Source organism: Nodularia sp. LEGE 04288, from assembly GCF_963896525.1.
Taxonomy (GTDB): Bacteria; Cyanobacteriota; Cyanobacteriia; order Cyanobacteriales; family Nostocaceae; genus Nodularia.
In genome coordinates, this window is sequence record NZ_CAWQOY010000131.1 from 12,743 (window position 1) to 34,790 (window position 22,048).

27 protein-coding genes are annotated in these 22,048 nt (G+C 39.3%); 16 read left to right on the top strand and 11 right to left on the bottom strand.

The genetic code is table 11. The annotated features are described in order from the left end of the window. Window positions 1-40: 40 nt before the first annotated feature. On the top strand, window positions 41-538 hold the full coding sequence (locus AACX33_RS17950) for an ureidoglycolate lyase (protein ID WP_193996865.1): 498 nt from the start codon (window positions 41-43) through the stop codon (window positions 536-538). Here the strand turns inward: AACX33_RS17950 and AACX33_RS17955 are convergent. The 10 genes from AACX33_RS17955 to AACX33_RS18000 all read right to left on the bottom strand — a co-directional run bounded on the left by AACX33_RS17955 (window position 486) and on the right by AACX33_RS18000 (window position 11,008). Continuing rightward, window positions 486-1,118 (bottom strand): nucleotidyltransferase family protein, encoded by a 633-nt coding sequence (locus AACX33_RS17955; RefSeq protein ID WP_227789160.1) that lies wholly within the window; start codon window positions 1,116-1,118, stop codon window positions 486-488. The genes AACX33_RS17950 and AACX33_RS17955 overlap by 53 nt on opposite strands. Window positions 1,119-1,140: 22 nt before the next feature. Continuing rightward, window positions 1,141-2,091, bottom strand: coding sequence for an XdhC family protein (locus tag AACX33_RS17960; protein ID WP_193996864.1), 951 nt, complete (start codon window positions 2,089-2,091; stop codon window positions 1,141-1,143). A 154-nt stretch (window positions 2,092-2,245) separates the two neighbouring features. After that, window positions 2,246-4,888: a molybdopterin-dependent oxidoreductase gene (locus tag AACX33_RS17965; protein ID WP_193996863.1), complete on the bottom strand. Its 2,643-nt coding sequence runs from the start codon at window positions 4,886-4,888 to the stop codon at window positions 2,246-2,248. Beyond that, window positions 4,873-5,634: an FAD binding domain-containing protein gene (locus tag AACX33_RS17970; protein ID WP_193996862.1), complete on the bottom strand. Its 762-nt coding sequence runs from the start codon at window positions 5,632-5,634 to the stop codon at window positions 4,873-4,875. The genes AACX33_RS17965 and AACX33_RS17970 overlap by 16 nt, the downstream gene beginning before the upstream one ends. Window positions 5,635-5,673: 39 nt before the next feature. Beyond that, the gene (locus AACX33_RS17975) at window positions 5,674-6,246 is read right to left on the bottom strand and encodes an ureidoglycolate lyase (protein ID WP_193996861.1); all 573 of its coding nucleotides are present in this window, start codon (window positions 6,244-6,246) and stop codon (window positions 5,674-5,676) included. A gap of 121 nt (window positions 6,247-6,367) precedes the next feature. After that, window positions 6,368-7,216 carry a polysaccharide deacetylase family protein gene (locus AACX33_RS17980; RefSeq protein WP_193996860.1) on the bottom strand — a complete coding sequence of 283 codons (849 nt, stop codon included), beginning with the start codon at window positions 7,214-7,216 and terminating at the stop codon, window positions 6,368-6,370. A 149-nt stretch (window positions 7,217-7,365) separates the two neighbouring features. Next, complete coding sequence (locus AACX33_RS17985; protein WP_193996859.1) at window positions 7,366-7,695, bottom strand: hypothetical protein; 330 nt, start codon at window positions 7,693-7,695, stop codon at window positions 7,366-7,368. Window positions 7,696-8,347: 652 nt separating this feature from the next. Then, on the bottom strand, window positions 8,348-9,454 hold the full coding sequence (locus AACX33_RS17990; protein ID WP_193996858.1) for a sensor histidine kinase: 1,107 nt from the start codon (window positions 9,452-9,454) through the stop codon (window positions 8,348-8,350). Window positions 9,455-9,469: 15 nt separating this feature from the next. Next, window positions 9,470-10,174 (bottom strand): response regulator transcription factor, encoded by a 705-nt coding sequence (locus AACX33_RS17995; RefSeq protein ID WP_193996857.1) that lies wholly within the window; start codon window positions 10,172-10,174, stop codon window positions 9,470-9,472. A gap of 123 nt (window positions 10,175-10,297) precedes the next feature. Further along, the gene (locus tag AACX33_RS18000; RefSeq protein WP_193996856.1) at window positions 10,298-11,008 is read right to left on the bottom strand and encodes a LabA-like NYN domain-containing protein; all 711 of its coding nucleotides are present in this window, start codon (window positions 11,006-11,008) and stop codon (window positions 10,298-10,300) included. A gap of 975 nt (window positions 11,009-11,983) precedes the next feature. Here AACX33_RS18000 and AACX33_RS18005 point away from each other — a divergent pair. The 15 genes from AACX33_RS18005 to AACX33_RS18075 all read left to right on the top strand — a co-directional run bounded on the left by AACX33_RS18005 (window position 11,984) and on the right by AACX33_RS18075 (window position 21,304). Next, window positions 11,984-12,232, top strand: a complete 249-nt coding sequence (locus AACX33_RS18005) for a hypothetical protein (protein WP_193996855.1) — start codon at window positions 11,984-11,986, stop codon at window positions 12,230-12,232. A 45-nt stretch (window positions 12,233-12,277) separates the two neighbouring features. Continuing rightward, window positions 12,278-12,715, top strand: coding sequence for a nitrogen fixation protein (locus AACX33_RS18010; protein WP_193996854.1), 438 nt, complete (start codon window positions 12,278-12,280; stop codon window positions 12,713-12,715). A gap of 32 nt (window positions 12,716-12,747) precedes the next feature. Beyond that, window positions 12,748-13,065 (top strand): Nif11-like leader peptide family natural product precursor, encoded by a 318-nt coding sequence (locus tag AACX33_RS18015; protein ID WP_193996853.1) that lies wholly within the window; start codon window positions 12,748-12,750, stop codon window positions 13,063-13,065. 44 nt (window positions 13,066-13,109) lie between these two features. Then, window positions 13,110-13,457: a Nif11-like leader peptide family natural product precursor gene (locus AACX33_RS18020; RefSeq protein ID WP_193996852.1), complete on the top strand. Its 348-nt coding sequence runs from the start codon at window positions 13,110-13,112 to the stop codon at window positions 13,455-13,457. A 76-nt stretch (window positions 13,458-13,533) separates the two neighbouring features. Further along, window positions 13,534-14,793 (top strand): nif11-class peptide radical SAM maturase 3, encoded by a 1,260-nt coding sequence (locus AACX33_RS18025; RefSeq protein ID WP_193996851.1) that lies wholly within the window; start codon window positions 13,534-13,536, stop codon window positions 14,791-14,793. A 4-nt stretch (window positions 14,794-14,797) separates the two neighbouring features. Next, window positions 14,798-15,016 (top strand): hypothetical protein, encoded by a 219-nt coding sequence (locus AACX33_RS18030; RefSeq protein WP_193997555.1) that lies wholly within the window; start codon window positions 14,798-14,800, stop codon window positions 15,014-15,016. Window positions 15,017-15,238: 222 nt separating this feature from the next. Beyond that, complete coding sequence (locus tag AACX33_RS18035; RefSeq protein ID WP_193996850.1) at window positions 15,239-16,399, top strand: phosphotransferase; 1,161 nt, start codon at window positions 15,239-15,241, stop codon at window positions 16,397-16,399. Between the two features lie 30 nt (window positions 16,400-16,429). Further along, window positions 16,430-17,557: a T3SS effector HopA1 family protein gene (locus tag AACX33_RS18040; protein ID WP_193996849.1), complete on the top strand. Its 1,128-nt coding sequence runs from the start codon at window positions 16,430-16,432 to the stop codon at window positions 17,555-17,557. After that, complete coding sequence (locus tag AACX33_RS18045) at window positions 17,544-18,563, top strand: aldo/keto reductase (protein WP_227789163.1); 1,020 nt, start codon at window positions 17,544-17,546, stop codon at window positions 18,561-18,563. The genes AACX33_RS18040 and AACX33_RS18045 overlap by 14 nt, the downstream gene beginning before the upstream one ends. Before the next feature lie 27 nt (window positions 18,564-18,590). Beyond that, a complete protein-coding gene (locus tag AACX33_RS18050; RefSeq protein WP_193996847.1) occupies window positions 18,591-19,328 on the top strand; it encodes a peptidylprolyl isomerase in 738 nt (245 codons plus the stop codon). A gap of 251 nt (window positions 19,329-19,579) precedes the next feature. Then, window positions 19,580-19,801: a hypothetical protein gene (locus AACX33_RS18055; RefSeq protein ID WP_193996846.1), complete on the top strand. Its 222-nt coding sequence runs from the start codon at window positions 19,580-19,582 to the stop codon at window positions 19,799-19,801. 66 nt (window positions 19,802-19,867) lie between these two features. Then, the gene (locus AACX33_RS18060; protein ID WP_193996845.1) at window positions 19,868-20,068 is read left to right on the top strand and encodes a hypothetical protein; all 201 of its coding nucleotides are present in this window, start codon (window positions 19,868-19,870) and stop codon (window positions 20,066-20,068) included. Window positions 20,069-20,539: 471 nt separating this feature from the next. Then, window positions 20,540-20,761, top strand: a complete 222-nt coding sequence (locus AACX33_RS18065) for a hypothetical protein (RefSeq protein WP_193996844.1) — start codon at window positions 20,540-20,542, stop codon at window positions 20,759-20,761. A 66-nt stretch (window positions 20,762-20,827) separates the two neighbouring features. Continuing rightward, the gene (locus tag AACX33_RS18070; protein WP_193996843.1) at window positions 20,828-21,028 is read left to right on the top strand and encodes a hypothetical protein; all 201 of its coding nucleotides are present in this window, start codon (window positions 20,828-20,830) and stop codon (window positions 21,026-21,028) included. A 105-nt stretch (window positions 21,029-21,133) separates the two neighbouring features. Next, entirely contained in the window at window positions 21,134-21,304 is a 171-nt protein-coding gene (locus tag AACX33_RS18075; protein ID WP_193996842.1) for a hypothetical protein, read from the top strand. 4 nt (window positions 21,305-21,308) lie between these two features. Here the strand turns inward: AACX33_RS18075 and AACX33_RS18080 are convergent, their stop codons facing one another. Further along, a complete protein-coding gene (locus AACX33_RS18080; protein ID WP_193996841.1) occupies window positions 21,309-22,046 on the bottom strand; it encodes a peptidylprolyl isomerase in 738 nt (245 codons plus the stop codon). Window positions 22,047-22,048 lie beyond the last annotated feature (2 nt).

Sequence of the window (22,048 nt, forward strand, 5' to 3'; positions counted from 1 at the left end):
TCTTAGAATTATCCCAATATTAATATAAACAGTCAGGTTTATGAGTACATCACAGACAGTACAACCATTGCAGGCTGAATGGATCACACCAGAAAATTTTCGACGTTATGGACAGGTAATTTCCGCTAGTGAAGATGGTAAAACTTTTGATACAGAAGATGCCCAATTAAACCTACAAAATGGGACACCACGATTTTATATTATGAGATTAGAAAAGCGCGGGCGGAAGTTTAATAAAATTACTCGTCATTTGCAATGTACGCAATGTTTAGGTTCTCTAGAAGGAAAGGATTGGTTAATTGCGGTTTGTCCTCCTCATAATGATTTGAATCAACCAGTATTAGCAGAAATTGCAGCTTTCCGCATACCGGGAAATTGCTTCATCAAGTTAAATGAAGGTACTTGGCACGCTGGCCCATATTTTGAGCATGAATTTGTGGATTTTTATAATTTAGAACTTGCTGATACTAATGTGGTGGATCATTTTACTCATGATTTTCTCCAGAGTCATCAATTAGAGTTTGAAATGGTGACTTGAGGTTTAACAGTTGCTCTTGATATATTTCCGGTGTGTTAATATCTAGTAAGATATCAGAATTATCAAATTCAACTTGATGAATTACTGCGTGAAAATTCTGGATCAATTTACGTAAACCCAAAGTTTTCTCGGAAATATTTTGTAAGTGCGATCGCATTTTATTTCCCAGCAGGATGGGATGTCCCATTTTACCTTGATATATGGGTACGGTAATCAATGCTGAATTAGTTTTGTGTCCTGAGATAAGTTTTTGATAAATATCTGATTTCCTGGGTTGGTCAACAGCAGAAATTGCTAAAATATCAAAGTTTGAGGGAATATTTTGTAAACCTGTCAGAATGGAAGTTGTTTTCCCAGAATTAGCATTAGGATTAATCACAGTCAAAGTACTTGAAGGACAATCTTTTTGTCTTTGGCTATTGTGTGAACCCAAAACTACTACAGGCGTAAAACCTACATTTAACCACTGTTCCATTTGATAAGTTAAGAGAGTTTTTCCTTCACCCCAAGGTAGGGATGTTTTACAAGTACCCATGCGCGTAGATTTACCCGCAGCAAGAATAATAGCAAAGTTTGCCAATTTTAGTTTCTATATAATATTCTTACATTTTGGCAGATAAGGAATTTCCTGTTCCACCACGGCGAACTTTAATCAATTCTGCACAGATACTCACAGCTATTTCTTCTGGTGTTAAAGCCCCAATATCTAACCCAATTGGTGCATATATTTGTTGTAAAAACTCAGGATTTAGTTGCAAGTTTCTATATACTGTCTGGACTCGTTTCTCGCTACCTACCATCCCAATATATTGTAGCTGTAAATTACTGAGCATTTCTAAGGCTGCTAAATCTTGTAAATAGCCTCTAGTTACTAAAGCAACGTATAAATTAGGAATTTCTGCTAATATTTCTGCAATTGAGTTGATGGGTTGGGTTAGCACTAGTAATGCATCGGGAAATCTTTCTGGAGTGGCAAAATCTGGACGATCATCATGTATAATAATTTGAAATCCGGCTATTTTAGCAACCTGTGCTAGGTAAAAGCCTATATGTCCCCCACCAATAATTAAGAGTATGGGTGGTGGTAGCAAGGTTTCGATTAACGCATGATTTTTTAACTGTGGTAAAGTTGGGGTTTGTGCTGTTTCTAAGTAGGGTTTGGCATCTGTATTAAATGGGGTGACAATTGCCAGCAATCGCCCAGATGTTAAAATATCTATAATTTGGTTGACTACGTTTAAGTTTTCACTTTCTGTCCATAGTTCTAGCCATACCAACATTGTGCCACCACATACGCCTTGAGTGTCTGGTGTGCCGGTTAAGTCGATTTCAACAAATTTTTTCTCGCCTGTTTGGAGTATTTCTAAGGCTTGCTGATAAATTTTGGCTTCTCCTGCGCCACCGCCAATTGTTCCGTAGGTTTTGCCGTCAGCGCTGATGAACATTTTTGCGCCTACTTCTCTGGGTACTGAACCTTTGGTGCTGGTGACTGTGGCTAGGACTACGGGATTTTGTTTTAAGGTTTTTGCTAGTTTTTGGTAGAAGTTGAGCATTTATGATATCGAACCGCAGAGGCGCAGAGGACACGGAGGAAGAAATTAAGAAAACGAACCGCAAAGTACGCAAAGTACACGAAGGAAGAAAGAAAGGAAGAAAGAAATGTATATAGCGTTTCTTAATTACGAATTACGAATTACGAATTACGAATTACGAATTACGAATTACCCTAAGTTGTTGCCAAACTCTTTCAGGTGTCATAGGAAGTTGGTACAGTCTGCATCCTGTGGCATGAGCGATCGCATTCGCTATGGCTGGGGCTGTACAATTAATTGTAATTTCTCCGACTCCTTTTGCACCAAAGGGACCGTAGGGATCGGCGGCTTCTACTAAGATTATTTCTATTGGTGGTATATCTGCGGCTTTGGGTATGATATACTCTCTTAAGCTGGGGTTAATTATGTCTCCTTGTTGGTTGAAGATCAGTTCTTCGGTTAACGCATAGCCAATTCCCATTGCTATTCCCCCAATTGCTTGTCCTTCACAAATGCGTGGGTTGATGGCTTTGCCTAAATCAATGGCTTGGACGCATTTTAAAATTTCTACTTTGCCTGTTTCTATATCTACTTCAACTTGTACACCTTGCACGGCAAAGGTTAATGTCGATTCGTCTGCGGCGTAGGCAAGTTCCACGCTGGTTTGATTGGTGGTGAGGAGTTTTTCGGCGGCTAGTTTTACGGCTTGTCCGGAAATATAAATTGTGGCGGAAGCGTAAGAACCTGCGTCAAAGGGTGTTTTTTGCGTGTCGCCAGAAATAATCTTGATGTCAGCAACGGTAACACCTAAAACTTCCGCAGCTATTTGTCGCAGGGTGGTGTCGGAACCAGTCCCCACGTCTACGGAACCGGTTCTGAGTTCGTATTTACCATCAGCTAATTTTGTGATTTTCACACTCGCTAGGTGAATTTTAGATAAGCCGCTACCTTGCATAGAAACAGCAAACCCGACACCACGACGACGAGAATTTTCTGTTATTGGCGGTGTATTGGGAATGTAGTTGAGTGACTGGGTGACTTTTTCCCAGCATTCTTCCACAGCGTAACTACCAATTAAGTTAAAGTGGTCTTGGGACGTGCCTAAACTAATGACATCTCCGGGACGAATTAAGTTTTTTAAGCGGATTTCTCTGGGATTAATCTGGAGTTTTTGGGCAATTTCATCAATTTGGCTTTCCATTGCGAAGCTTCCTTGAGTTGCACCATAACCGCGAAAAGCACCCGCAGGCATTGTATTAGTATAAACTGCAAAAGCCTTTAATCTTTTATTGGGACAACGATATAAACCCAGGGGAATATATCCTGCTAAAAACGCCACTGTTTGCCCATGATTACCATACGCCCCAGTGTTAGCAATGATTTCCATATCTTGGGCGATAATTTTACCATCGGCTTTGACACCGCTTTTGATGCGAATTGTCATCGCATGACGGCTATTTGTGGCGGTAAATTCTTCTTTTCTAGTAAATTCCCATTGTACGGGTTTACCTGTTTTCAAAGTTGCTAAAACACAAAGGTCTTCTGATAAGATTTCTTGCTTATTTCCAAAGCCACCGCCTAGTTGTGCTTTATAAACGCGGATTTTATCTTGGGGAAAGTTGAAGATTTGAGAGAGTAAGCGTTGACAGTGAAATGGAACTTGGGTACTAGAACGGACAACTAATGTTCCATCCGCTTCTAGCCAACTGATAGTAATATGGGGTTCCAGATGAACGTGTTGGACTGCTGGTAAATTAAAGGTATTTTCGACAATGACATCAGCTTCGGCGAATGCTGCGGCTATATCACCCGATTCTAGGAGAATTTGTCCGGAAATATTGCGGGTTTTATCGGGAATTTGCGATGATTCTGGTTCTTCATGAATCACCACTCCGCTATTCATAGCTTCGATAGGGTCGATAACATGGGGAAGAATTTCATAATCGACGCTAATTAATTCACTAGCTTTTTCGGCAATATGAGGGGATTCTGCAACTATAGCAGCAACGCGATCGCCTATAAATCTGACTTTATGATCTAACAAATAATGATCTAAAGGATCGGGTACTGGTTCGGCGTGTCCGGCGGTAGTATAAGGTATTCTGGGGACATCTTCATGGGTGAAAATCGCCACTACTCCGGGAAGGGTTTTGGCTTGTGCTGTGTGAATTTTGAGAATTCTGGCGTGGGGATGTGGCGATCGCAATACCTTGAGATGCAATAATCCAGGTGGGGCGATATCTCCGGTATAAGCTGCTTGACCTGTGACTATTGCTGTACCATCTTGTTTAGGAATGTTTTTACCAACAGATTTGAAGGAGTTTTCAAACGCCGATGAACGCGGATAAACGCTGATGTTGGAGTTGTGCATCTGTGGTTGATAACTTGCCAAAATACTTTCAATAATCGCCTGATATCCTGTACAACGACAGAGATTTCCTTTTAAAGCTAAACGTAATTCTGCTTCTGACAATGCGGGTAATTTCGCCGCAGTCATTATCATTCCCGGAGTGCAGAAACCACATTGAAAACCTTGTGATTCCAGAAAAGCTTGCTGTATCGGCGCGAGTTCTTCGTTTTGGAAAAGTCCTTCAATAGTAGTTACCGATTTATCAGCAATTCGCATGGCTGGATAAATGCAACTATGGATAGGTGTATCGTTTACCCAAACAGTACAAGCACCACAATCACCAGTATCACACACACGATGTACACCAAACCAACCTAATTGACGTAATAAACTTAAAAGGCTAGTTCCCGGATGACAATTTTCTGTATAACTTTGCTGATTAACTTGAAAATTTAACTGTTTTTGCATCGCTTGATTAAAACTTTGGTTAATTCCCGCCGATAATCTGCACTAGCTTTTGTATCTGTAATAAAGGTTTCTGTTGCTATATCCTCATTTTCTAATAAACGCGGCGCAGCTACACTTGCAGCAATCACATAATGCACTTTTTCTCTGTTACTCGCACTCACTACAATGGCTAATGCTGGGTCAGATGTGGCTATACTCAAACGTTGATAATTAACTTTCCATTGTAAGTTAGGTAAGGGAATTAAAACTCTTCGGAGAATTTCTCCCGGTTTTAAAATTGTGCTTTTATCTCCTAGTTGAAAGTCTTGGGCGGCAATTTGATATGATTCTCCTTGTAAGTTCCAAATTTCATAAATTGCATCTAAAGCTACCATCACTGGTGCTAAGGTTCCTACAGATAAAGCGAGGCAAATGTTACCTCCGACTGTAGCTATATTAATTACTTTTAATGAGGCTGCAAGTGCATTAACAGCAGTTTTTAATCCTGCGATTGCTGTCCATTCTGGTAACCAGGGATATTCTAAAATTTTAATTAATGGACAAGTTGCACCGATAATTAAATAATCTTGGCTAATTTCAATTTCTGTCCATCCTAAATTTTGCGTATCTACTAAAACTTTTGCATCTGGTTGGGGTTGGGAAAATAGCCATGTTCCTCCACTTAGCCAAGTCCAACCTTTTTCCCATTTGGGGATGTCTTGGATGTGGTTTGGTTGTAGGTAGGTTTCGATGTTTGGTAAATCCATTTTTTAAACGCAGAGGTACGCAGAGGTACGCTGAGGGTTTTAGATTTCTAGTTGGAGTTGCAGGTTTAATCTTTTGGGGAGGGAGATTTTATACACGTCGCCTTGATTCATTTCGTCTGGTGTCTGCATTTGGCTTAAGGCGGTGACGACTTCATCGGAGTTTGCTGTCAGGATGACTACTGCGCGATCGCACGCTATGGGAAAATCATGCCATGTGCCAATATATAATAATAGTCCGTGACCAGGGGGAAAGCGGAATGCTTGGATTTGATTGATGTTGGGTAAGTTTTCCCCAGTTTCATGATTGGGGGGTGCTAAAACCATAATAAATGGTGCTTGTCCCAAGGCGATGAACATTTGAGTCATATATATATGTCTTTCTAGCCAGTTAATTGGCGGATATCCTGGCAGAATTTTGGCGGTTCTGAATGTTGCTGTACCTCGATAGCTAAAGTCGATGTTTTCACCTTCGAGGACTCTTTGTTGATAAAATGGAATCCCTAATCCGGGTTTGCTAACGTCGTCTCCTAATAAATGTCCGTAGGGTTTAATGTTTTCTGAGTTAGCATCAATGACGGGGATTTTTAAGGTTTGTGTGGGTGAAATAGTCATGGATTTAACGCACCACAGAGACGCAGAGAACACAGAGAGAATTTACAGCACTTTGTCATTTTAATAAATATTATTATAAATCTTGTGGGGGAGGGCAAAGATGCCCGCCTTTCTTTATTATCTATTTATCCATCCATTGATAAATACTTTCACCTGTTGTTAGCCAGGTATGAGGTTGATTTTTAATGTGAAGTAAGCATTGTTTGAGATATTTTAACCTCAGTGGTTGACCGACAATAAATGGATGTAAGCCAATAGCCATGAACCGAGGTTGCTTTTCTCCCTCTAGCCATAACTGCTCAAATTGATCAATAATTGCTTGGGCAAATTCTACCCCAGAAAATCGGTTACTCAAACATAAGCTAATGTCGTTTGCTTCTATGGTATACGGAATTGCTAATAAGCGTCCATCTGCTACAGGATACCAATAAGGTTGGTCATCGTTTACCCAATCTGCTGTGTAACTTATTCCGGCTGTCTGCAATAATTCAAAGGTTGATTCGGTAATGGAAAATCCTGGTGTTAACCAGCCTTTGGGCATTTTCCCTGTGGCTTGGCTGAGTAAATCTAATGTCTGTTTAATTATAGCACTTTCTGTTTCTTGATTCATGCCACTATGCCCAGTAGAATTATTCAGTCCATGTGCCATAATTTCCCAACCATGCTGTTGCATAGCTGCCATAATTTCTGGGTAAAATGTGCAAATTTCGCCGTTGACTGCGGCTGTAACTGGGATTTCTAACTCAGCGAATAATTCCAGTAAACGCCATATACCTACACGATTACCGTAGTCTCGCCAAGCATAGTTAGCAATTTCTGGATGACTATTTAAGTGGGGTTGAATCGCTGTTCCTAGTTTCCCAAAGGTGAAGTGTTCTACATTCATCACTACCCAAACAGCAACTCTGGCATGATTAGGTAATTTTAAAACCGGACGTTGGCTAATTGGTTGATAAGATGGGGGCAACATTGGTTTTAAATTTTGGTTTATGCAATATAAAATAGAAAGTTTATAGTTATGGTCAGGAATGATTTAATTTTTATATATTAAATGCCAGCAATGATTCTACAGAAAAAGCTGAAACATATGCAGGGGGTATATGCTCAAATTTATCACAATTAAGATGGGAATGAGCAAAATAAATCGTTATAGCAAAAACCGCGTTCATACAGATAAGTTAAATAGTATGAAAGACTAAAGGCAAACAAGGCAAAAATTACTGGCATCATCGTCCTAAATTCCAATTGCCGTTTCTTGAATATTTCCCATAAAGACATCAGAATAACTACAGGCCAAAAAATAGTTGTGATTACAAACATCACCAAAGATAAAAACTTATCTTCAGCAGTGGAAGTAGGATGACTCAGGGAAAATTTGAGCCAATTGATCAAAAAATAGCAAGTCATCAACAAATAGCTAATCAGTAAAGTTAATTGCAACTGATTCATCTTGAACAATCCTTATGATGATAGTATTTCCTAGTCTAATCCAGTACAAAGTTATCTGCGTTTATCTGCGTCCATCTGCGTTTAATTATTACTGCTTGTACCTCACTTGAATGGGAATTGCTATAATCCCACAAAACTGAATACAGTTATTATATGATTTGATTTCCAAAAATCCAGCTATATGTAACTAGAATTTTCTGATCTCTGATGTCACCCTAATATTCTTTGATTATATAAATATGATCCGCAGCGAGCAAACACATCAAACAGTGCTTATGCTTAATTTAAGCTCAAAATTAGCTAAGTGGCAATTATTACACATTTTTAATCAATTAGTTTACATTAATTTATGATGCGAGGAACTAGGGCAGCGGTTTAACTCTTAGTAATCATCTATACAAAAAATCAGCATCATCTATTGATGCTTGGTTGAAAGGATAGATCATGTACTTAATCTGGGGAATGATTTTCAGGAAATAAATAGGCGATCGCCGCCCCACCTGATACAGTCAGGAAACTGACCAAAAATGTAGCTAGAAGTATAGTAGACATTGGGGAAATGGAAAATATAATTGTCCTCTATACTTTTCAAGCTACCAATTTGATATGACGCAAATGCAACTTGCTTGTGTCAATTTTTTGTATGCACAACTCAAGCCAAAGGTAAGCAAAAACGAAAGGTGCTACCAATTCCCAGTTCGCTGGCTACGTAAATCCGACCACCTTGCAGTTCCACTAATCGCCGGGTGATAGTTAAACCAATACCAGTACCACCAGAATTGCGATCGCGTGATTGGTCAGCCCGCCAAAACCGTTCAAAGACATGGGGTAAATCCTCTGGGGAAATCCCAATCCCTGTATCCGTAACAGCAATCCACAGCTGAGATCCTTCCAAGGAAACCCGGATAGTAATTGCACCTTTGACAGTATGACGGATAGCATTACCCAGCAAATTGACTAAAACCTGTTCTGTGCGGTCAATATCTGCCAATACCAGAGGTAAATAATCGGGACATTCCCAGCCTAAAACCGGGCCGTCTTCCAGCAATTGGTCGCTAAATTTCTCCACTAACGACTCTAATAAAGGCCATAAATTCACAGGTTGGATATTAATTGGCAGATAACCAGCCTCTGCCTTGGATAATTCTTGTAAATCATTAACTAATCTCTCTAACCGCTTCGTTTCCTTAGTCAATCGCCGATAAATCTCCGGAGATGGTTCTATTTCTCCATCAGCGAGTTCTTCTAAATAACCCCGCACAACCGTTAATGGTGTCCGCAATTCATGGGTCATATCGCCAATCAATTCCCGCCGCCGGGCTTCCACCCCTTCTAAACTAGCCGCCATCTGATTAAAGCTAGTCCCCAACCGATGCAGTTCCGGAATGTCAGATAAAGGTAATCGCGCCTCTAGTTGACCAGATGCAAACTTCTGAGTAATTTGTTCCATCTCTGTCAACCGCAGCATAATTCGTTTGGATACCCAATAACTCAATCCTCCCGCCGCCGTTCCACCGACAATCACAGACCAAATAGTGCTACGTCGCCAAGCCGTTTCAAATCCTTGCACCAATTCAGCCCGAATATTAATTAATCTCATCCCCCGACTTTCTAACCTTTGCAAATGCAGGAAAAAAAAGCGCGGAGAAGAGATACCACTAATAATTACCAGACTAACCAACCCCACAATCATCACTACAAGGTGGGATAAAAACAGACGCGATGCCAGAGGCAAAGACTTTGCCCAACGCCAGCCCATGCAATTATCCTCACGCTACAGGGTATCTTCAAACTTATACCCTACCCCAACCACAGTTTTAATAAAAGTGGGACTAGCTGGATCAGGCTCAACTTTTTTCCGCAATCGTGCTACATGAGTATCTACAACTCGTTCATCGCCAAAAAAATCATTACCCCAAAGTTTATCAATTAGCTGAGTCCGGTTCCAGACTCGACCAGGATTACTGACAAAGGTATTTAATAAATTAAATTCTAACGTAGTTAAGTCCAAGGTTTCGGCTACTTGGGAATTGAGTTGTCGAATCGCAGTGTGCTGATCTAAATCAATCACAAAGTGTTGAGTCCGATTCACCTGATGCTGTCCTCCTTGGCGGAGACTACGCCGCAATAAAGCCCGGACTCTAGCAACTAACTCTCTCGGACTGAAGGGTTTAACCATGTAGTCATCAGCACCAGTCGATAAGCCAATCACCCGATCAATTTCCTCACCCCTAGCTGTCAACATCAAAATATAAGGGTCTTTTGCACCGGGTTTTTGGCGAATCCGCGCACACACTTCCAGACCATCCAACCCCGGAATCATTAAGTCGAGGATGATTAAATCTGGTGGTTGTGCCTGAAACATCTGCAAAGCGTTGAGACCATCGCGGCTAATGCGACAGGAAAATCCCTCTTTGGTTAAAGAATGTTGGATTAACTGAGAAATTTCCAGTTCATCCTCAACAATTAAAATATCCATTTCAATCAGGATTTAATAAAAAAAATACGCAGAGTAATTCCCTAGTTTGCCATTCTACTCTATTAAGCTGATACAAGTAGAGGCAGTAATCAATGTCAAATTTGCTCAATTGGCAATGGAGATTTACAGTTTGGAATTGGAAAGCACCCGATAACTATAGCCAAGATGGGAATCTTTCTGAATGTATTGTTTAATTTTATCGAGGTCAATGAACTCGTCTGCCACATCAATCAAACTGTCGCTCGTCAATGCCCGCAAACTTACAACTTCAACACGAGAACCTGTGGCGCTGACAGCATTTACCGCATAAGCTAAATCTCTATCTCCACTCACTAAAATTGCTGTATCATAGTAAGGAGCTAAGGTAATCATATCCACAGCAATTTCGACATTCAAATTGTGTTTTTTGGTATGGTCTGCCAGTTGCACTTCTTTGGTAACTACACGATAACCATTGCGCCGCATCCAAAACAGAAAACCTTGTTGCTTTTCATTCGGGCGTGGACGTGCAGCACTTGGTCGGGAGGTATCGACAGCAGTATAAAAGAAAGCACGCAACAACCGCGAACCCCCAGTTAAATGGCAAAGTAATTTGAGATAGTCGATTTCAATAGCCAGTTGTAAAGCTGTATGAAATAAACTTACGCCATCAATGAAAATAGCGACTCGACCCCGATTTTCCAGATTTAACAAGGAACTATTCGATAAAGGCGCACGTTTTTGGGTATTTTCATGTTTTGTACCATTTTTTATCAGGTTTTTTCTTGGTAAATGAGGTTCTTCTTCTGGGCGTTTGTGGGAATTTTCTACTTTGGTAAAATTAGTGGTACTCATGGACTCCTCTAGATTTTAAATCTGGAAACGCTTTTGGGTAAATTGTCAATAGGTCTTCTTTGCAGATAGGTTATCCTAGTACAGCACAGCGTCAATCGCACCACTATCCAAAATCAATGCAAAGCCTATAGAGTTAAGCTTTTTGACTTTTGACTTTTGACTTTTGACTTCCGCGTAGCGGTACTAGCCGCAAAAAAACTCAAATTGTGGTGATTGTCGAGATTCCCAAATATAACGCCCCAAGGAGCTGATTAACTCTTGTCCAGGCAGGTTTTACGCAATCTTTCCTTTGCCTACAGGTATGCTGTTGATTACCTACTTCTAATGCATATAGGTTGACCGCAGGATGCAACAATTTGGGTGAAAGTGGCTTCCTGAGATGGTAGGAGTAGGGGTGAACCTTTGGCAGTTAGTTTTATTGTACATCTCTATTGAGAAATCCTTCATTAAGGCAATCTTTGTATATTTGTTTAGTGATATTTACCTCTATCTTTTGAGTTAAAGTTATCAAAACAAAATATTATTTATTGTTTAATTCCCAGTTTGAACAGAATATTAAATTTACATAGCAAGGTACATAATAAACATTATTTATCCTGGTTTTGATGGTATCAGGCGTTGACTATTAGCGGCAATTGCTGCTCCAACCAGAAGTTTGTTGGGACATAAATGTTTTAGTTTGTACATAAAAATTGGATTGGAGAACTAGAGTAATTTCAGATTTAACCCTGACAAATAGGGCTTTGCAGTCTCAGAATATGTTCTAGAAGCAAAATGCAGTCCTATAGCTTGAGCCATTAACGAATTTCACAATAAAACTTTAATTAATATTAGTGACATAAATGATTTATTTATATCTCCCATAAAGTTCTAGTTAACTAGAGCAGTAATTTTACTTTCCTCTATACTCTAAAAAGTTCTACCATCACTATATTTAGTGGTGAAATTAAAATCTAAATCAAGAGGAAAGTCAAAATGGCAAATAATCAAAGTGGTCGTCACAGTCAATTTGAAATTAATGATTTGATTGATGATGCTGTAAACAATGCAGTAGAAAGAAGAAATCAAGCATTAGATGTCGATCCAGATTTGTCAGGTTTGTCTGAAGAAGAAGCTGCAAATATTTCCGGCGGTCAGGTGACAAAATTGGCGATCGCAGGTTACCGCCCCATTTGTCCTCCAATTACAGTGGGCATTATTTACATCCCACCAACAGTTCAGTAATTTGAGCCTGAAGTAAAAACAGTTTCTTTGCTAGAGGCTTGATTAATGGAAAATTTGCCTACGGAAAATACCACACTCTGTCCCAGTGCTAGGCCAGAATCAGTAAATAGTGTTGTCTTTGGAGTTATCGGTGGAACTGTAGCAGAACCTCGTGTAGCTTATCTCAAGCAGCCACAGCCTGTCACAAGTGAACTATTAGCCAAAGCTAGTCCCATTACACCTGCCGAAATATTCCGTACAGCCTCAGCTTGTGCTACTAAAGACTGTCAGCATTTTGATGGACAAGATTGCCGTCTCGCAATGCAAATTGTAGAGAAATTACCGGCGGTAGCTGAGGAACTTCCCCCTTGTTCTATACGCAGAGATTGTCGTTGGTGGCAACAAGAAGGAAAAGCAGCTTGTAGGCGTTGCCCGCAAGTGATTACAGATCACTACAATGCATCTGAACTAGTAATGAATGTCGCAAATCCTAGTGCTAGATAAGCCAATTTGCAACTATATTTTAGGAGAAAATCATGTCTCTCGAACACGTCAAGACTTTCTACGAAAAATTAGCGAAAGATGAGCGTTTTCGCGCTCAAGTTCAAGGTGCGACAAGTAAAGATGAATATAGCCAAATAGTAAAAACTGCTGGTTACGATTTCACCCCAGAAGAGTTTGAAGAATATACTCTGCAATTGTTGGAATCCACTGCTAATGAAGGTGAAATCCAAGATTTGAGTGAGAAAGAATTAGCAGCAGTTGTTGGTGGTGCAACAGCAGGAATTGTGGGATCTATCTGGCCTTATATGGTCGCCATCTATGGGTTGCCACCAAGACTTTTTTTGCAGTAACTCTTTAGAACTGTACATTCTAGACTAAACAATAGGACAAAACTATGTCTCTAGAACAGGTCAAATCTTTCTACGAACAGTTAGCAAATGATGAAACTTTTCGCACGCAAATCCAAGGTGTGGAAAGTAAGGATGAATGTAGCCAAGTAGTTCAAGGTGCTGGCTACGATTTTACCCCAGAAGAGTTTGAAGAATATACTATTAAATTATTGGAATCCACTGGTAATGAAGGTGAACTCCAAGATTTGAGTGAAAAAGAACTAGAAGCTGTTTTTGGTGGCATCCTGGGCAAGCCAGTAATACAGCCACTATATGGGGTGATTATGTGGCCAGGTATGCCGTGGGAGCCTAAACCTCAGCCATTGTATGGAGTGGTAAACCCTGAATTTTAGGAAGTTAGAGTATTGGGGACGGATCAAGAGAAATTCGTCCCTATCTCCATAAATTAATTGAGTAGAGGTGATTTTTATGGACTATCGCCGAATTAGTTATGCGGTTTGGGAAATTACATTAAAATGCAATCTTGCTTGTCAACACTGCGGTTCTCGTGCTGGTCAAACTAGGGTAGACGAACTGACTACAGCAGAAGCCCTGGATATGGTCAAACAAATGGCAGATGTTGGCATCACCGAAGTAACTATTATTGGTGGTGAAGCGTTTCTCCGTCCAGATTGGTTAGAAATTGCCCAAGCCATTACCCAAGCGGGAATGCTCTGTGGTATGACTACTGGGGGTTATGGAATTAGTTTAGACACAGCCCACCGGATGAAAGCAGCTGGTATTGGTGTAGTTTCTGTCTCTGTAGATGGCTTGGAAGCAACTCACGATCGCATCCGTGGTAAACAAGGTGCTTGGCAATGGGCTTTCAAAACTATGAGTCATCTGAAGCAAGCCGGTATTCCTTTTGGTTGTAATACTCAAATCAATCGCCTTTCTGCACCAGAATTCCCCAGTATATATGAACATCTCCGGGATGCAGGTATTTTTGCTTGGCAGATTCAGTTAACTGTACCGATGGGCAATGCGGCGGATAATAATGAGATTTTGCTGCAACCTTACGAATTATTAGATGTCTATCCGATGATTGCTCGTGTTGCTAGACGTGCGAAGGAAGAAGGGGTAAGACTGCAAGCAGGGAATAATATCGGTTACTACGGCCCCTATGAGCGATTGTTAAGGGGTGGGGATGCTTGGACTTTTTGGCAGGGATGCAGTGCGGGACTATCTACTTTGGGAATTGAAGCAGATGGCGCTATTAAAGGTTGTCCTTCATTGCCAACTTCAGCTTACACCGGTGGTAATATCCGCGATCGCTCTTTGCGAAGCATTATCGAGGAAACGGAAGAACTCCGGTTTAATTTAGGTGCTGGTACTCCCCAAGGCACAGATCATCTCTGGGGTTTCTGCAAAACTTGCGAGTTTGCCGAATTATGTCGAGGTGGTTGCAGTTGGACTGCACACGTCTTTTTTGACAAGCGCGGGAATAATCCTTACTGTCATCATCGCGCCTTGACTCACGAAAAAAATGGCATGAGAGAACGAGTATTTCTCCAACGTCGAGCCGATGGCAATCCCTTTGATAATGGGGAGTTTGCTTTGATTGCAGAACCGATTCATGCCCCTTGGCCAGAAAACGATCCACTACATTTTACAAGCGATCGCGTTCATTGGTCAGACAGTTGGCAAAAGGAACCAGAGTTAGTCCCATACTCAGTTGCTTCTAATTAAAAGTATGAATAATCCGCCTCCAGAAGAGATGAATATTAGCAATGAAATGGCTGCTACTTTAGAGTCATCCTCTAATCAATCTCAAACTGAATCCAATTCACAAGAACCGCTTTTGCCTCGTTCAGCTTGGAATAGCCAGTTAGCTTATTTGCGACTTGTATTTAGAGCCAAAAAAGCTTTAGACAGAATAGAAAAGGAAACTGGTGTATTTACTAGTAATTAATGGCTGAAATTTTCAGAAAATTTCTTAAAAGTAGCAATACTTAACTAAGTTGATATTGCTATCTCTGAAGATATTTTTGTTTGATTAGGTAATTGAGACTATTTTACTAAGCTTTAATATAACTTGAGATTTGCAAACTAAAGATTTATTGCAAGTTATAAATCCAAGTTTTGTTATTGGTAATCCGTGTGTTTTGAAAAACTGCAAATTAATTTGTGACTTATGACATTGCTTTTGAATTCTCATAATATTTTCGATTATTTAGTTGAGCATGGTTTAGCTCATCAAGCAGATAGCCCTATTAGTGTTGATGCAATAGTCGCTAAAAACTTCAATTTGTTAGTTACTTTAACAGATAGTCGTAAGCTTTTGGTTAAGCAGGAACGGCACGGTCAAGACGGTCAAGCCTCTGGTGAGTTTTTGCATGAGTGGCGAATTCAGGAGTTCTTAAAAACATTTCCAGAGACGGAGCATCTGCGTCATTTTTTACCGCAAATACTAAATTATGATAGAGATAACTCCATCATGATTTTCAACTACTTGGATAACTATCGTGATTTATCAGATTTTTATACCAAAGAAAATCGCTTTCCCAGAAAAATTGCCTCTGCAATTGGCACGATTTTAGCCAATCTTCATCGGACAACGCTTAATCAACAAGAGTATCGAGACTTTTTTTATCAGAATCCTGATGATCCACTGCTGGCTCGTATACCTAAATTAATCCGGGGGCTAGAACGTATTAGTCCAGAGGTTTTTGGTGTAGTCCCTGCTGACGGGTTAAAGTTTTTTGCGCTTTATCAGAGATATGACAGCTTAGGAGAGGCGATCGCTCAATTAGGTAATACTTTTACGCCGTGCTGTCTGATTCATAACGATCTCAAGCTCAACAATATTCTCTTACACAACGATTTTGAGCAGTCTACTGATAGAGTTGTGCGATTGATTGATTGGGAACAATCGACTTGGGGCGATCCTGCTTTTGATTTAGGCTGTCTCATTGCTAGCTATTTGCAAATCTGGCTATCAAGCTTAGTGATTGGGACTGAACTGAGTATTGAAGAATCTCTACAACTAGCGATCGCTCCCCTGGAACTACTGCAACCTTCAATTACTGCTTTCATGCAAGCTTATCTTGATACTTTCCCAGAAATCTTAAAATCTCATCCAGATTGGTTGTCAAAGGTAGTTCAATTTACAGGTTTAGCCCTAATTCAACAAATTTTGGCCATCGTTCAACACCAAAAATCATTTGGTAATACTGGTATCATTCTGCTACAAGTCGCTAAAAGCTTATTATGTCGCCCAGAATCATCTATAAAGACGGTTTTTGGTCAGTCTGTTGCTGAATTAACATCAGCGTTTAGAATTGCTGTTATTTAACTACTGCTCATATCGAATTTATAAGCAACCATGACACAGTTACTCAACGACTCTGTAATTGAACAATCTAAATTAACAGATTTACGACTACTTCACACTCTACAAGATATTGTTGACAAAGTAGAAATTCATTCTAATTTTTCCATCCATCATCCTGATTATCAGCCATTTGAACTACCACCAGAAGCCGTCAGCCGCTTTCAGTCAATACCTGAAGTGATTAAGCAAAAATATTTGAGTTTACAATTGCGTAATTTTCTCTACGGTATTTACTACAATCACTCTTTACGAGCCTCTCTTTCACTGGATACAAATACTAAAAACTTCGCCTCAAACTTAGAGAACAATAGCTTTTTAGGAGTAGATTTACAGTTTTATGAGCGATTACACGCTAGTAATAGCGGCACTGGCTACTTTGATCCAGGGTGGTCTGTGATTAAGCAAGAAGATGATGGCACTTTAGCCGTGACTAAAGCAGATTTAAGACTGCATATTGAACGAGAAAAACATCTCCCAGAATCGGCACAAAAATCTAAAGTGGGTGATTTAGTCGCTATCCGGATGCCTAAAAATTTAGTGCAGAATGGCTTTTATATGGCGGTTGGGAATATGGGGTTACATTACCAAAATCATGCAAATACTCATCCTGTAACTGTACGCATCTACTTCAATCTCACTGCTGAAGGAGCTGTGGCTGTGATGGCAAGTCTAACACAACAGCTTAATGCTCAAGCTATTCCCTTCGACTTCAAGGTTTTATATAACCCCAACGATTACCAACGTCATGATTCCGGTGTATTGTACTTTGATAAAAATCATTATCAGACGGTCAGGCAAGTTTTACAAACTGTTTATCAAGAGCAGCAAATACACTTTCAGCCTGAGATTCCCTTATTTACGATGCAGTTAGCATCAGGATTAGGATTAGCAGAAGAACCTGAGCATAAATTTGCCACTCAAGAAAGCTTTGGTATGAATCGTTGCCAAATTATTACTAATGGAATGCTTGCTGCTTGGTATGCAGGAGAGAAATTGCCAGAAAATCGGATGAAAGCTATTTTTGAGCAGTTTTCTCTATTAAATATTGACTGGCAACATCCTTATCTGAATGCCAATTCTGAAAATATTTACTTACCATTGAATGATACAAATAACTAATCTTGCTGCACCATCCTTAGTCTCTACAAACAAGCTTGTCTCCTGTAATTCTCAATTCCAGGAGTCAGATTTGCCTTTTTACCGTAAACTAGGACGCACTGATTTAAACGTTAGTTGCTTGGGATTAGGCGGTGGTGGCAGTATTTCCAGCGAGGATACCCTTTATGCTTTCGAGCAAGGGATTAATTACTTTTTTTATTCTAGTGATTTACATCACCATATTTACAGTTCTATGTCAGGAGGATTGCGTCAATTATGTGGACGTGGTTCTGCAAATAGAGAAAAAGTGGTGCTGGCTACTGTAACTTACATCAAAAATCCAGACATGGCACTTGCTGCGCTGATGGATCAGTTTGTGGAGTTGAAACTTGACTACATTGATGTATTTTTCTGGGGTTGGATTGATGTCAAAGATGAGTCCAACTTCCAAGATTGCTTGCAACTTTCTCATGATTTAAGAGGTGCTAATTCTGTTTATCAGCGAACTATAGAAAAAATATTTGGCATCTCAGAACGTCTGAAAAAAATGGGGGCAGTTCGCTATATTGGTGCTTCTTTTCATGACCTTGGTTTAGCACAGAAGTGGTCTAATAGCCCACTGTTAGATGTCGTGATGGTGAGACATAATATGGCTCATCGCTCTGCTCAAGCAAAAGTATTCCATGAATTAGATCCTCAAGATCCTCAAAGGCCAGGTATTGTTACCTTTAAATCTACTGGTTCCCATTCAGGAGTTCTTTGGGACACCCCCGATAGTTTTCCAGAAGGTCTTTGGCAACCATTTGCACCTGATTGCTATCGCTACTCCCTCACTCAAAACTGTGTAGATGTTTGTTTAACCGGATTGCGTTGTCGAGAGGAAATTGATGCCGCGATCGCTGGCATAAAGAAAGGTAAACTGACATCAGCAGAACTAGATTATCTCGCAATCTATGGTGATTTACATCGCCAGCGCCTGAAAATCGAAGATATTGAGGCGAAAAAACTCATTTATCGTTCAAATTAGCCGTTAAAGTTTTAATTTTTTCCCAATATGCAAAATAACTCATCAACCCTAACACTACCGGAAATTACACCAGCCACAGATGAAGAAATTATTGCTTATCTACGACGTTCAACGAAAATGGCCGAAATTGCGGCTTTGACTGAACAGGATGCACTAATTTTATCTACCTGCGAACAGTTAGGTATCACAGTTACCAATGAAGAGTTGCAAGCAACGGGAGATGCCTTTCGTCAAGAACACAAGCTACTAGATACAACTGAAACCTTAAACTGGCTGACTCAACAGCGCATTTCTGTTGAAGATTGGTCAGAGGGAATTCGTCTATCGCTATTGACCCAGAAATTAAAAGAACATTTGTTCGGAGCCGCAGTAGATAGTCATTACATGAATCATCGGGATGAATATAAGCGTGTAGCTTTATCACAAATTTTAGTCCGTGATTTAACAGAAGCATTACAAATCTCTCAATCTCTAGGCCAAGACAATATTTCTTTCTGTGTTTTAGCTTTAGAACATTCCAAAGGGCAAAAATCTAAGGAAAATGGTGGTTTTGTAGGGATTTGCTTTTTGACAGAGTTAATGCCGGAAATTGCTCAGGCTATTACTAATGCAAAAGAAGGGGACATAATTGGACCCATTACTACCAAACTTGGTTATCACATTTTAAAGGTTGAAAAATGGTTTCCTGCTGAATTACGGGAAATTAGAGAACAAGTATTAGACTCGTTGTTTCAGATGGGATTAAAAAATGGTTTTAATTCCTAAATTTTAACATCTCGTAAATCATTTATCATTTATAAATTAGGTTGGCAGAATTAATTTTGTTCTTCTCACATTAATTCTGCTATTTTTCTTTATTTTAAAATTGCTTAAATTTATGGACATAATAACTACATTTTTGCACCTTTGGTAATTCAATGAGTATTGCTATCTAAATTGCAAAAGTATTACTATTTTGTTGGTAATGAACATTTTATTTCATTACTTAAATAACTTACAAATTGGAGTAAATTAAAATGGCTACAATCGCAATTTCTGACCTGCGTCCTGTTGGTTATGACCTATTCTCTGATTCTGAAAGCTACTTGAATGATTTGTCAGAAAATGAAGTTGGTAATATTGGAGGAGGTGCTTCACCCTCATCTTTAACCATCACTACTACTTGGATATGTGTGGGTACTGCCGTTTCTGTAATCGCCACAGGCGCTGGAATTTCTTATCTAGTCGGTCGGTTGTAAAACTAATTTTTTGAAAGGAAGCGAACGCACCTGTTCACTTTTTAGATGTAGTTTAAGGAGATTTATATGGCAACAATTCAAATCGACAATCTTAAGCCTAGCGGCTTTGACCTACTTACAGACGAAGAAAGCTTTCTTCATGAAGTATCTGATGAACAAATGGGTCTCACTTATGGTGGTATTACCCCTTGGGGCGCGCTTTTTCTAGCCGCTGCCGCCTTAAGTTACAAAATTGGTAGAGATGACAAACAAGATGCTGCAAACTAGTTAAGTACAAAAGTAAATATTATATTATTTGGAAAAGGGATGTAAATATGTCACACATATAGCTTTACATTCCTTTTCTCATTAGCAAATAAAATATAGAAGATCCCTTTATGAGTAAATGCAGTTTTCCTGGTGCGCCCAATAATATTTATATACAAATTCAAATAACATTTGTTCGGAGCCGCAGTAGATAGCCATTATATGAATAATCTGGATGACTGTCAGGGTGTAGCTTCATTATTTATCGGTTGTAAATTAAGATGGCAAAATTTATTTGAGAGAAATCCAATTAATTTTGCCATTTTTTGTTGAATTTTAGATTATTTAAATTGATGGACATAATAACTACATTTTTGCACTTTTACTAATTAAATAATTATTGCTATTTCAATTGTAGAAGTATTATTATTTTTTAGGTAATGAACATTTTATTTCATTACTTAAATCACTTACAAACTGGAGTAAATTAAAATGGCTACAATCGCAATTTCTGACCTGTGTCCTGTTGGTTATGACCTATTTTCTGATTCTGAAAGCTATTTGAATGATTTGTCAGAAAATGAAGTTGGTAATATTGGAGGAGGTGCTTCACCCTCATCTTTAACCATCACTACTACTTGGATATGTGTGGGTACTGCCGTTTCTGTAATCGCCACAGGCGCTGGAATTTCTTATCTAGTCGGTCGGTTGTAAAACTAATTTTTTGAAAGGAAGCGAACGTACCTGTTCACTTTTTAGATGTAGTTTAAGGAGATTTATATGGCAACAATTCAAATCGACAATCTTAAGCCTAGTGGGTTTGACCTACTTGCAGACGAAGAAAGCTTTCTTCATGAAGTATCTGATGAACAAATGGGTCTCACTTATGGTGGGATTACTCCTTTTGCCGCACTTTTCGTAGCAGCAGCAGGGTTAAGTTATACAATTGGCAGAGATCACAAACAAGACGCTGCAAACTAGTTAAGTACAAAAGTAAAGACTATTTGGAACTGGGATGTAAATATGTCATACATAAAGCTTTACATCCCTTTTCTCATTAGCAAATAAAACAAAGGAGATTCCCTCATGAGTAAATGCGGTCTTCCTGGTTCTCCTAATAATACGGTGATTTTCTGCATTGTCACAGTGTTAATTACAATTATCGCTACTTACTTTGGCTATGTTGCAGGCAAAGAAAAGCAAAAATCGGAGTCGAATCATTTACAAAAAAGCAACAATGTCACAAGGCTAAACTAAACTTTTAATTCAGTTTAGTAACAACTTCAATAGCTTCAATCTGCTTTTCTATCCAAGCATTAAATAAATTAGAAGCAATTTGAAGGCGCAGTTGATCATCTAATTTTGGTTGAATAATCTCTGTCACTAAAATTAGATGATAGCCTTTAGCAGTTAGAATAGGTTTGAGAATTTGCGGTGGTTTAGCAGCAAAAACATTGGCTGAAATTTCTGGTCTTAAATCTGCGCGTCGTAATATTCCACAATATCCTCCACAACGGCGTAGCTCTTTATTCTGAATGTATTGGAGAGCTACTTCAGTAAAGCTAATTTCTCCTTCTTGCAAGCTATAGAATAATTCAATTGCTAAGTCCTCATCATCCAGTACAACCTCATAGATAATTGCACCAGCATACTCTAACTGATTTTCAAAAAAATAGGGTTCGATTTTATCAGCAAAAAGATGAGTAGCCAACTTCCAAGATAGTATATTAGTGCATATCATTTCTTCAAAATCATCAAGAGAAAGGCTATATTTTTGCATCCATGCCCAAGTATCATCAGCAGTATGCAGGTTGTTGATTAACCTCATTTGGTTTGCTGCTTCCTGAATTTCTTCAGTCTTAACAGTTATACCTTCTTTAGCTGCTACTTCATCAATCAGTTTGCAAGTCACAATCTTCTTGATTAAGTCAGGAATTTGAGAAGATAACTTGACTTGCTGAAGAATATCTTCACTACTAATTGTAACTGTTTGTAACATGA

What these genes read in the sequence shown, in the direction of transcription:
- AACX33_RS17950 (WP_193996865.1), top strand. Translation starts at nt 41, where the DNA reads ATGAGTACATCACAGACAGTACAACCATTGCAGGCTGAATGGATCACA.
- AACX33_RS17960 (WP_193996864.1), bottom strand. Translation starts at nt 2,091, where the DNA reads ATGCTCAACTTCTACCAAAAACTAGCAAAAACCTTAAAACAAAATCCC.
- AACX33_RS17965 (WP_193996863.1), bottom strand. Translation starts at nt 4,888, where the DNA reads ATGCAAAAACAGTTAAATTTTCAAGTTAATCAGCAAAGTTATACAGAA.
- AACX33_RS17970 (WP_193996862.1), bottom strand. Translation starts at nt 5,634, where the DNA reads ATGGATTTACCAAACATCGAAACCTACCTACAACCAAACCACATCCAA.
- AACX33_RS17975 (WP_193996861.1), bottom strand. Translation starts at nt 6,246, where the DNA reads ATGACTATTTCACCCACACAAACCTTAAAAATCCCCGTCATTGATGCT.
- AACX33_RS17980 (WP_193996860.1), bottom strand. Translation starts at nt 7,216, where the DNA reads ATGTTGCCCCCATCTTATCAACCAATTAGCCAACGTCCGGTTTTAAAA.
- AACX33_RS17985 (WP_193996859.1), bottom strand. Translation starts at nt 7,695, where the DNA reads ATGAATCAGTTGCAATTAACTTTACTGATTAGCTATTTGTTGATGACT.
- AACX33_RS17990 (WP_193996858.1), bottom strand. Translation starts at nt 9,454, where the DNA reads ATGGGCTGGCGTTGGGCAAAGTCTTTGCCTCTGGCATCGCGTCTGTTT.
- AACX33_RS17995 (WP_193996857.1), bottom strand. Translation starts at nt 10,174, where the DNA reads ATGGATATTTTAATTGTTGAGGATGAACTGGAAATTTCTCAGTTAATC.
- AACX33_RS18000 (WP_193996856.1), bottom strand. Translation starts at nt 11,008, where the DNA reads ATGAGTACCACTAATTTTACCAAAGTAGAAAATTCCCACAAACGCCCA.
- AACX33_RS18005 (WP_193996855.1), top strand. Translation starts at nt 11,984, where the DNA reads ATGGCAAATAATCAAAGTGGTCGTCACAGTCAATTTGAAATTAATGAT.
- AACX33_RS18010 (WP_193996854.1), top strand. Translation starts at nt 12,278, where the DNA reads ATGGAAAATTTGCCTACGGAAAATACCACACTCTGTCCCAGTGCTAGG.
- AACX33_RS18015 (WP_193996853.1), top strand. Translation starts at nt 12,748, where the DNA reads ATGTCTCTCGAACACGTCAAGACTTTCTACGAAAAATTAGCGAAAGAT.
- AACX33_RS18020 (WP_193996852.1), top strand. Translation starts at nt 13,110, where the DNA reads ATGTCTCTAGAACAGGTCAAATCTTTCTACGAACAGTTAGCAAATGAT.
- AACX33_RS18025 (WP_193996851.1), top strand. Translation starts at nt 13,534, where the DNA reads ATGGACTATCGCCGAATTAGTTATGCGGTTTGGGAAATTACATTAAAA.
- AACX33_RS18030 (WP_193997555.1), top strand. Translation starts at nt 14,798, where the DNA reads ATGAATAATCCGCCTCCAGAAGAGATGAATATTAGCAATGAAATGGCT.
- AACX33_RS18035 (WP_193996850.1), top strand. Translation starts at nt 15,239, where the DNA reads ATGACATTGCTTTTGAATTCTCATAATATTTTCGATTATTTAGTTGAG.
- AACX33_RS18040 (WP_193996849.1), top strand. Translation starts at nt 16,430, where the DNA reads ATGACACAGTTACTCAACGACTCTGTAATTGAACAATCTAAATTAACA.
- AACX33_RS18050 (WP_193996847.1), top strand. Translation starts at nt 18,591, where the DNA reads ATGCAAAATAACTCATCAACCCTAACACTACCGGAAATTACACCAGCC.
- AACX33_RS18055 (WP_193996846.1), top strand. Translation starts at nt 19,580, where the DNA reads ATGGCTACAATCGCAATTTCTGACCTGCGTCCTGTTGGTTATGACCTA.
- AACX33_RS18060 (WP_193996845.1), top strand. Translation starts at nt 19,868, where the DNA reads ATGGCAACAATTCAAATCGACAATCTTAAGCCTAGCGGCTTTGACCTA.
- AACX33_RS18065 (WP_193996844.1), top strand. Translation starts at nt 20,540, where the DNA reads ATGGCTACAATCGCAATTTCTGACCTGTGTCCTGTTGGTTATGACCTA.
- AACX33_RS18070 (WP_193996843.1), top strand. Translation starts at nt 20,828, where the DNA reads ATGGCAACAATTCAAATCGACAATCTTAAGCCTAGTGGGTTTGACCTA.
- AACX33_RS18075 (WP_193996842.1), top strand. Translation starts at nt 21,134, where the DNA reads ATGAGTAAATGCGGTCTTCCTGGTTCTCCTAATAATACGGTGATTTTC.
- AACX33_RS18080 (WP_193996841.1), bottom strand. Translation starts at nt 22,046, where the DNA reads ATGTTACAAACAGTTACAATTAGTAGTGAAGATATTCTTCAGCAAGTC.